At 74.2% G+C, this 7135-nt stretch carries 10 protein-coding genes; 2 read left to right on the top strand and 8 right to left on the bottom strand.

Annotated features, from left to right (window positions below; translation table 11 throughout):
* Positions 1-32 precede the first annotated feature (32 nt).
* From B4K29_RS14570 to B4K29_RS14550, 5 genes are read right to left on the bottom strand one after another with little or no spacing between them, the layout of a single operon-like run.
* Positions 33-353, bottom strand: a complete 321-nt coding sequence (locus tag B4K29_RS14570) for a hypothetical protein (protein WP_019285224.1) — start codon at positions 351-353, stop codon at positions 33-35.
* Complete coding sequence (locus tag B4K29_RS14565; RefSeq protein WP_029212845.1) at positions 350-1039, bottom strand: ferric reductase-like transmembrane domain-containing protein; 690 nt, start codon at positions 1037-1039, stop codon at positions 350-352. Before B4K29_RS14565 ends, B4K29_RS14570 begins: the two co-directional genes overlap by 4 nt.
* Positions 1036-2025 (bottom strand): FAD:protein FMN transferase, encoded by a 990-nt coding sequence (locus B4K29_RS14560; RefSeq protein ID WP_286967908.1) that lies wholly within the window; start codon positions 2023-2025, stop codon positions 1036-1038. Before B4K29_RS14560 ends, B4K29_RS14565 begins: the two co-directional genes overlap by 4 nt.
* A 33-nt stretch (positions 2026-2058) precedes the next feature.
* On the bottom strand, positions 2059-2373 hold the full coding sequence (locus tag B4K29_RS14555) for a hypothetical protein (protein ID WP_286967906.1): 315 nt from the start codon (positions 2371-2373) through the stop codon (positions 2059-2061).
* Positions 2370-2603: a hypothetical protein gene (locus B4K29_RS14550; protein ID WP_029212848.1), complete on the bottom strand. Its 234-nt coding sequence runs from the start codon at positions 2601-2603 to the stop codon at positions 2370-2372. Before B4K29_RS14550 ends, B4K29_RS14555 begins: the two co-directional genes overlap by 4 nt.
* 124 nt (positions 2604-2727) lie before the next feature.
* Here B4K29_RS14550 and B4K29_RS14545 point away from each other — a divergent pair, with 124 nt between their 5' ends.
* Positions 2728-3543, top strand: coding sequence for an HAD family hydrolase (locus B4K29_RS14545; protein ID WP_029212849.1), 816 nt, complete (start codon positions 2728-2730; stop codon positions 3541-3543).
* Positions 3544-3595: 52 nt separating this feature from the next.
* On the opposite strand, the gene B4K29_RS14540 is transcribed toward B4K29_RS14545, so the two are convergent.
* Positions 3596-4468 (bottom strand): ArgP/LysG family DNA-binding transcriptional regulator, encoded by an 873-nt coding sequence (locus B4K29_RS14540; protein WP_286967904.1) that lies wholly within the window; start codon positions 4466-4468, stop codon positions 3596-3598.
* Positions 4469-4538: 70 nt separating this feature from the next.
* On the opposite strand from B4K29_RS14540, the gene B4K29_RS14535 reads away from it, so the two are divergent.
* Positions 4539-5150, top strand: coding sequence for a LysE/ArgO family amino acid transporter (locus tag B4K29_RS14535; RefSeq protein WP_286967902.1), 612 nt, complete (start codon positions 4539-4541; stop codon positions 5148-5150).
* A 63-nt stretch (positions 5151-5213) separates the two neighbouring features.
* On the opposite strand, the gene B4K29_RS14530 is transcribed toward B4K29_RS14535, so the two are convergent.
* On the bottom strand, positions 5214-5837 hold the full coding sequence (locus B4K29_RS14530; protein WP_029212938.1) for a response regulator: 624 nt from the start codon (positions 5835-5837) through the stop codon (positions 5214-5216).
* Complete coding sequence (locus B4K29_RS14525; protein WP_286967900.1) at positions 5834-7105, bottom strand: sensor histidine kinase; 1272 nt, start codon at positions 7103-7105, stop codon at positions 5834-5836. The genes B4K29_RS14530 and B4K29_RS14525 overlap by 4 nt, the downstream gene beginning before the upstream one ends.
* Positions 7106-7135: the final 30 nt, after the last annotated feature.

Below are 7135 nucleotides of genomic sequence, written 5' to 3'. Positions count from 1 at the left end.
TCGGGATGTGACCACTCGGCGTCTGAGGCCCCTCAGCTGCCGGAGCTGCGGCCCAGGGCGGGGCCTTGACCGGGCACCAGACCCTGCTGGTCCTGCTGGTCGAGCTGGCCCTGCTGGTCGACCTGGCCTTGCGACCGACCGGGTATGCCGGGCAGCTGCTGCACGCCACCTTGCTGCTGGAGCTGCTGGGGCTGCACCTGCTGGGCGGTCTGAGGCTGCTGCCCGGACGCGGCAGCCGCCCCACCCTGCGCGGCGACGATGCCGCCGACGGCGGCCGCGACGCCCACGCCGGTGCCGGCGAGGACCGCGGTGGCGGTGCGGATCGACTGCGAACCGCGAGACCTGGTGCTCATGAGAGGTTCTCCTGGGGGGTGCTGGTGACGGCGCTGGTGAGGGTGCCGGGGGCGGGGTTGTGGGTCGCGGGGTCGGCCTTGGCGCAGACGAGCCGGCCGTCAGGCGTCCGGGGCTCCGGGATCTCGACGAGCCTCGGCGCGGTCCGACGCACCGCCCTGGACGACGGCGCCCGGCCCACGAGCCGGTAGCCGAGGGCTCCCCCTACGGCCGCGCAGCAGACGATGGCGGTGAGCCGCAGCCACCAGGTGGCGGAGTCGGTGCCCCCGCCCACGGAGTGCAGCACCGCGACCGGCCACATCGCGTAGGCGAGCCAGTGCAGCCCCCGCCATACGGCGTAGGACAGGTGCTTGCGGACCAGGCTGCTCACGACGACCACGAGCAGCAGGTCGACGGCGAGCGTCCCGAGGCCCCACCACAGGGGGTTGGCCGCGTTGAGGAAGGGGACGAGCAGGTCCACGGCATTGAGCTGGGCCTCGGAGTCCAGCCACAGCGAGAGGACGTGCAGGACCAGGAATCCCGTGGCGGCCAGCGAGGCCCGCCGGTGGATCTCGGTGAGCGCGAACCTCGGCAGCTCGCGGTGCCGGAAGCCGCCGCTGGTCAGGATCCCCAGCACCATCGACACGGTGAGCAGCACGAGGGTGCTGACGCCGGTGCCGCGGCCGAGTGCCCAGAGTGCTTCGTTCATGACGCGACCGCCGCACCGGACGTGCGGGCCTGCTGCTCGGTCACACCCTCGGCGTCCGCGGGCCAGCCCCCGACGTAGGTCACGTCACCCTGCAGGTCGAGCAGCCGGGCCTGCACCTGGGCGCCGGCCAGCAGCCCGGGGGCGGTCGGGCCTGCGACCAGGGCGGCGGTCGACCAGGCGTTGGCGAGGACGCAGCTCGGGGCGGCGACGCTGGCCGAGGACCAGTGCGGCACGACAGGGAGCGACGTGGCGGGGTCGAGGATGTGGTTGAGCTCGCGGCCCTCGACCTGCCAGCGGCGTCGGCGCGTCGAGGAGGTGGCCATCGACCAGCCGGACGGCAGGCTGACCAGGGCGGCGGGGTCGTCGGGCAGGTCCTGCACGGACACCGTCCAGCCAGGGGCGGGAGCGGGTCCGGCCGTGGCGATATCACCACCGAGCGCCACCAGCACGCCGGTGCCGAGCTGCTCGGCGACGATGCGGGCGCACCGGTCCGCGGCCCAGGCCTTGGCGGTCGCGCCGAGGTCGAGCGTGACGTCGGCGGGGACGGTGACGGTGCCGGCCGCGCGGTCGATCCGCACCCGACGCCACCCGGGTGCCGGACGCTCGACGAGGCGGATCGTGCCGTGCGCGGTCGGGATCACGCGGCCGACGCCCTCCAGGTCGCGGCCGTAGCCCAGCCGCTCCAGCGCGGTGCCCACCGTCGGGTCGCAGGCGCCGTCCGTGACGACGGCCGCGGCGACGGCGGCCTCGGTCAGCGCGAGCATGGTCGGGCTCACCCGGACGGGTCGGCCGCCGGACCGGGCCAGCCGCGCGACCTCGGAGTCGTGGCGGAACCTGCTGGCTGCCAGCTCGACGCCCTGCAGCTCGTGGTCCACGAGGCGCTTCGCGGCGGGCAGCGCGCGCTCCTCGGACGTGACGAGGCGCATGGTGGTCGACCACATGGCCCACTCGAGGGCGGGTCCGCGGGGGTCGGAGATCGTCTGCATGGCAGGGCCTTTCGAGGTCTGGTGGGTATGCCGTCAGCTGCCCGACGAGTGGGCCGCCGGTGCCCCCTGGGCCGCGGTCAGGCCCGAGGACGACGCGCCGTCCGTGCTGCTCGCGCTGTCAGCGGCGTCAGCGGTGTCAGCGGTGGATGTCGAGCTGGAGGAGGCGGTGGAGCCGGTCGTCTGGCCGGCCACCTGCGAGGAGGCCGCGACGGTCGAGGCGGGCGCGGACGAGTCGTCAGGGATCGTCGTCAGGCCGATGGCCGCTGCGGCGACGGCCACTCCCACGCCGGTCAGGGTCGCGGTGGCCTGGCGGATGCGGCGGGCACCGGTCCGCCGGACGGCGTTCACGACACCACCTGGCGGATGTCGTCGAGGCTCGTGACGGTCCCCGCGAACCGGCGGTTGGTCCCTCCGCCATACGACGCCGTCTCCGGGGCCTGCGTGGTGACCGCGACGGTGCGGTGGCCGGCCCGCGGGCCGGGCGCAGCCTGTGCTGCGGCCGCACCGCCGACGAGCATCATGGCGGCGAGGGCGGGCGCGGCGGCCAGCCTCGATCGACCGAGTGCGCTGAATCCCATGGCGTGCTCCTTGATCTCGTGGGTTCCGTGCTGCGTTGTCCTCACTTCATCGCGCGGCTCTGTGGCGGTCGTTGGTCGTCTCTGTGCCCTTCCTGTGAGGGCTTCGCGTGGGAGAGTGAGCCGTATGCCGAACCGTCCCCGCGTCTTCGCGACCGACTTCGACGGGACGCTGCTGCGCACCGACGGCACGCTGTCGCCGCGCACCGCGTCCGCCATCGCCGCCGCCGAGGCCGCGGGCTGCACGGTGATCGTGGTGACGGCCCGACCACCGCGGTGGATGAAGGCCTTTCGCGAGCAGGTGGGCGCGCACGGCGTGGTGCTCTGCAGCAACGGGGCATTCGTCTACGACGCTCACGTCGACGCCGTGGTGGCGGAGCAGACCATCCCCGCCGAGGTCACGCTGGACGTGGCGTCACGGCTGCGAGCTTCCTTGCCGGGCATCGGCTTCGGCGTCGAGGGGCGGTCCGGGCTCGGCATCGAGCCGGCGCTGCGCGACCTGCGGGCTCCGGACGGCACCGTGGTCGACGACGCCCGCCGGGTGGCCGTCCTGGAGGAGCTGCTCGAGGACGAGCTCCCGGGCAAGCTCATCGCCCGGCACCCCCGGCTCGGGCCCGAGGAGTTCGTCGAGCGGGCGACGGCGCTCGTGGGCGAGGACGTGCACCTGGCCTACTCCGGCGCTCCGGGGCTGGCCGAGATGACCGCCCTCGGCGTCACGAAGGCCACTGCCCTGCAACGCTGGTGCGCCGACCACGACGTGTCGTCGGCCGAGGTCTGGACCTTCGGCGACATGCCCAACGACGTGCCGATGCTGAGCTGGGCCGGTCGCAGCTTTGCCGTCGCGGGGGCGCATCCCGCTGCGGTGGAGGCGGCGTCGGACGGGTGCGCGGCCAACGACGAGGACGGGGTCGCCCGCATCATCGAGGCCGCACTCACCCCCTGACCCCTGCTCCCAAGATCGTGAGTGTTTGCTCCAAGAATGTTGGACGAAACGCTCACGATCGTGGAGGGGCGGGGGTGGGGGTGGGGGTGCGCGAGGCCGACACGACCCACTCGGTGACGCGGTCCAGGACGGCCGAGTCGATCCGCCACCGCTGCCAGTAGAGCGGGACCAGCACGTCGTGCCCGGGCGCCACCTCCACCAGGTCGTCGCGTCGCCCCAGCTGCGCGACCGGCAGCGCGCCCCACCCCAGCCCGCACCGCACCGCCATCGCGAAGTCCTCGGTCGATGGCACGGTGTGCACGAGTCCCGTTGCGGTCACGCCGAGCTCGCGCAGCACGCCGTCCTGCAGGTAGTCCTTGTCGTTGAACCTCACCACCGGCATCCGGGACAGGTCTCGCTCGTGCCGCTCCCACAGCCACCGGGTCGCGACCGGGACGTAGCGCATCGGTAGCAGCTCGGTGACCGAGCAGCCCTGCACCGCAACGGGGTCGGCGGTCAGAGCGGCGAGAACCCTTCCGGCGCGGAGCAGCTCGAGGCTGTGGTCCTGGTCCTCGACGTGCAGCTCGAGGCCGATGTCACCGGCCTCGGCCGCCTCGACGAGGACGTCCCGCGCCCACGTGGCGAGCGAGTCCGCGTTGAGGGCGATCGCGATGGTGGTCGCGGTCGACTGGGCGGTGAGCGCGGCGCCTGCCTCGGCCTCGAGGAGCGCCAGCTGCCGCGCCATACGGACCAGGACCTCGCCGGTCGAGGTGGGCCGGCAGGGCCGGGTGCGCTGCACGACGACCTGGCCGACCCGGCGCTCCAGGGCCTTGATGCGCTGGCTGACCGCCGAGGGCGTCACGCGCAGCTCGTCCGCCGCCGCCTCGAAGCTGCCCTCGTCGACCACGGCGAGCAGGGCGGCGAGCTGGTGGGAGTCCGCGTGCATGAAGTCACTCTAATGATTCCGTAGGAACTGTCGTTGGACTGCATCGCGTGCCCGGCCTAGCGTCGTCGTCATGTCTCCCCTGCACTCCGCCGTCGTCGGCCTCCTCACCGGACTCGGTCTGATCGTGGCCATCGGCGCCCAGAACGCCTTCGTGCTGCGACAGGGACTGCTCCGGCAGCACGTCGGCGTGATCGTCGCGATCTGCGCGCTGTCCGACGCCGTGCTGATCCTCGCGGGCGTCGCGGGCGTGGGCGCCCTCATCACCTCCCACCCGACCGTCGTCACGCTGGCCCGCTGGGGCGGCGCGATCTTCTTGGTGCAGTTCGGGATCCGCACCGCCCTGGCCGCCCGCCACCCGGGCAGCCTCACCGCCGAGGAGCGCGGCGTCAACGGCCTGCGCGCCGCGGTGATGACCACGGTGGCCTTCACCTGGCTCAACCCGCACGTCTACCTCGACACGGTCGTCATGCTCGGGTCGCTGTCCGCCACGCACGGGCGGGACGGGCGGTGGTGGTTCGGGCTCGGCGCGATGGCCGGGTCGCTGCTGTGGTTCACCGCCCTCGGGTATGGCGCCCGCTGGTTGCGGCCACTGTTCGCCAAGCCCCGGGCGTGGCAGGTCCTGGACCTGGTGATCGCCGTCGTGATGATCGCGCTCGGCGTGAGCCTCGTCGTCGGCGCCTGACCCGTCGCGTCTGCCGTCAGGCCGTCAGCCGTCGTGCCGTGAGGCCGTGAGGCCGTGAGGCCGTCAGCGCAGGAGCCCCTGCTCCCGCGCCACCGCCACGGCCGCCGTCCGCGAGTCCACCCCGAGCTTGTCGAAGACGTGGACCAGGTGGGTCTTGACGGTGGCCTCGCTGATCAGCAGCTCGCGCGCGATCTCGCGGTTGCTGTGGCCCGCCGCGACGCGCGCGAGCACCTGCGCCTCGCGGTCGGACAACGCCGGGCGCGGGTCCCGCATGTGCCCGACCAGCACCTCGGCCGCGCGCGGCGCCAGGACCGTCTCCCCCCGGGCCGCACGCTCGACAGCGGCGACCAGCGTGGCGGGCGGCGTGTCCTTGAGCAGGTAGCCCGCCGCCCCCGCCTCGACCGCGCGGACGATGTCGGCGTCGGTGTCGTAGGTCGTGAGGATCAGCACACGCGGACCGTCCGGGTCGGCGCGCAGCGCGCGGGTGGCGGCGACCCCGTCGAGCCCCGCGCCGAGCTGCAGGTCCATGAGGACGACGTCGGGCCGCCGGGCGCGCGCCACGACGAGCGCCTCCTCGCCGGAGGCGGCCTCGCCCACCACGTCGACCCGGGCGTCGACCGCCAGCAGGGCGCGCAGCCCGGCCCGCACGACCGGGTGGTCGTCGACGACCAGGACGCGCACGGTCATGGCTGCTCCTGCCGGTGAGGGGTCGAGAGGGGGACGGTAGCCGCGATCGCGGTGCCGTCGCCAGGGGCTGACTCGACGTCGAGCCGCCCGCCCAGCTCGGTGAGGCGCGAGCGCATCGCGCGCAGACCGAATCCCGTGCCTCCCAGCGGCGCCGACGCCAGCCGGGACTCGTCGAAGCCCCTCCCGTCGTCGAGGACGTCCAGCGAGACGGAGGTGTCGGCATACGAGATGGTGACGACGACCCGGGAGGCGCCGGAGTGGAGCCGCACGTTGGCGAGCGCCGACTGTGCCACGCGCAGGAGCGCGACCTCGACCGTGGTCGGGATGGTCCGGGCGTCGCCGTCGACGTGCAGGGTCGTGCGTATGCCGGACTGCGCGCCCAGCCGCTCGAGGAGCCGCCCGATCGCGGCGGGCAACGGCGCCTGCTCCAGCGCGGACGGCGTGAGGGCGGCGACGACGCGGCGGGCCTCCTCGAGGTTGTCGACGGCGGTGGCCTCGATCTGCGCGAGCAGGGGTTCGCGCGAGGCGGGGTCGGCCGCAGCGGCGCGGGACAGCAGCACGATCGAGCTCAGGCCCTGGGCAAGGGTGTCGTGGATGTCGCGGGCGATGCGGGTGCGCTCGGTGGCGACCCCGGCCTCGCGCTGGGTGGCGGCGAGCTCGTCGTGCACGGCCACCAGGTCGTCCTGGGCGGCGACGAGCTGCTCGACGAGGCGCCGGCGGTCCTCGCTCTCTCGGAGCACCCGCAGGTAGGCGGCACCCGTCCCGATCGCGACCAGCGCCCCGAGCACCGGCCCGAGCACCATGCCGGCGCGCAGCGACTCCGGACCGGCCCCGCGCAGCTGCGCGACGACCACCACCACCGTCATCGCGGCGGCCAGCGGGTGGGCGACCAGGGGCGGCAGCACCAGGACGCCGATCAGGATGAACGGGAAGGCCAGCCAGGAGAACTCGGGCGACACCACCAGCACGACCACGGCCCAGAGCCCCACGAGGACGCCCATCCACACCAGCGCCGAGGAGCGCCGTCCGCCTCGCTCCGCCTCGCCGGCAGCGCCAGCGCCAGACGCAGGCGCGGGTGCGGCTCGCCGGGCCAGGCCGGCGCCGACGGCATACCAGCCGAGCAGGACCACCGAGGCGAGGGTGACGAGGGCGGGCGAGGACCCGAGGACCAGGCCGCGCACCGCGGCCACGGCCAGCAGCACCACGACCAGACCGTGCAGCGCCCCCTGGAGGCGCCGCACGGTCGGCGGGTGAGGGTCCGAGGTCATGGCCTCGAGGCTAGGGCGTGTCTCCCAATG

The organism is Arsenicicoccus sp. UBA6765 (genome assembly GCF_002453335.1).
In the GTDB taxonomy this organism is placed as follows: domain Bacteria; phylum Actinomycetota; class Actinomycetes; order Actinomycetales; family Dermatophilaceae; genus Arsenicicoccus; species Arsenicicoccus bolidensis.
This window is presented reverse-complemented; position numbering and strand designations above follow the sequence as displayed.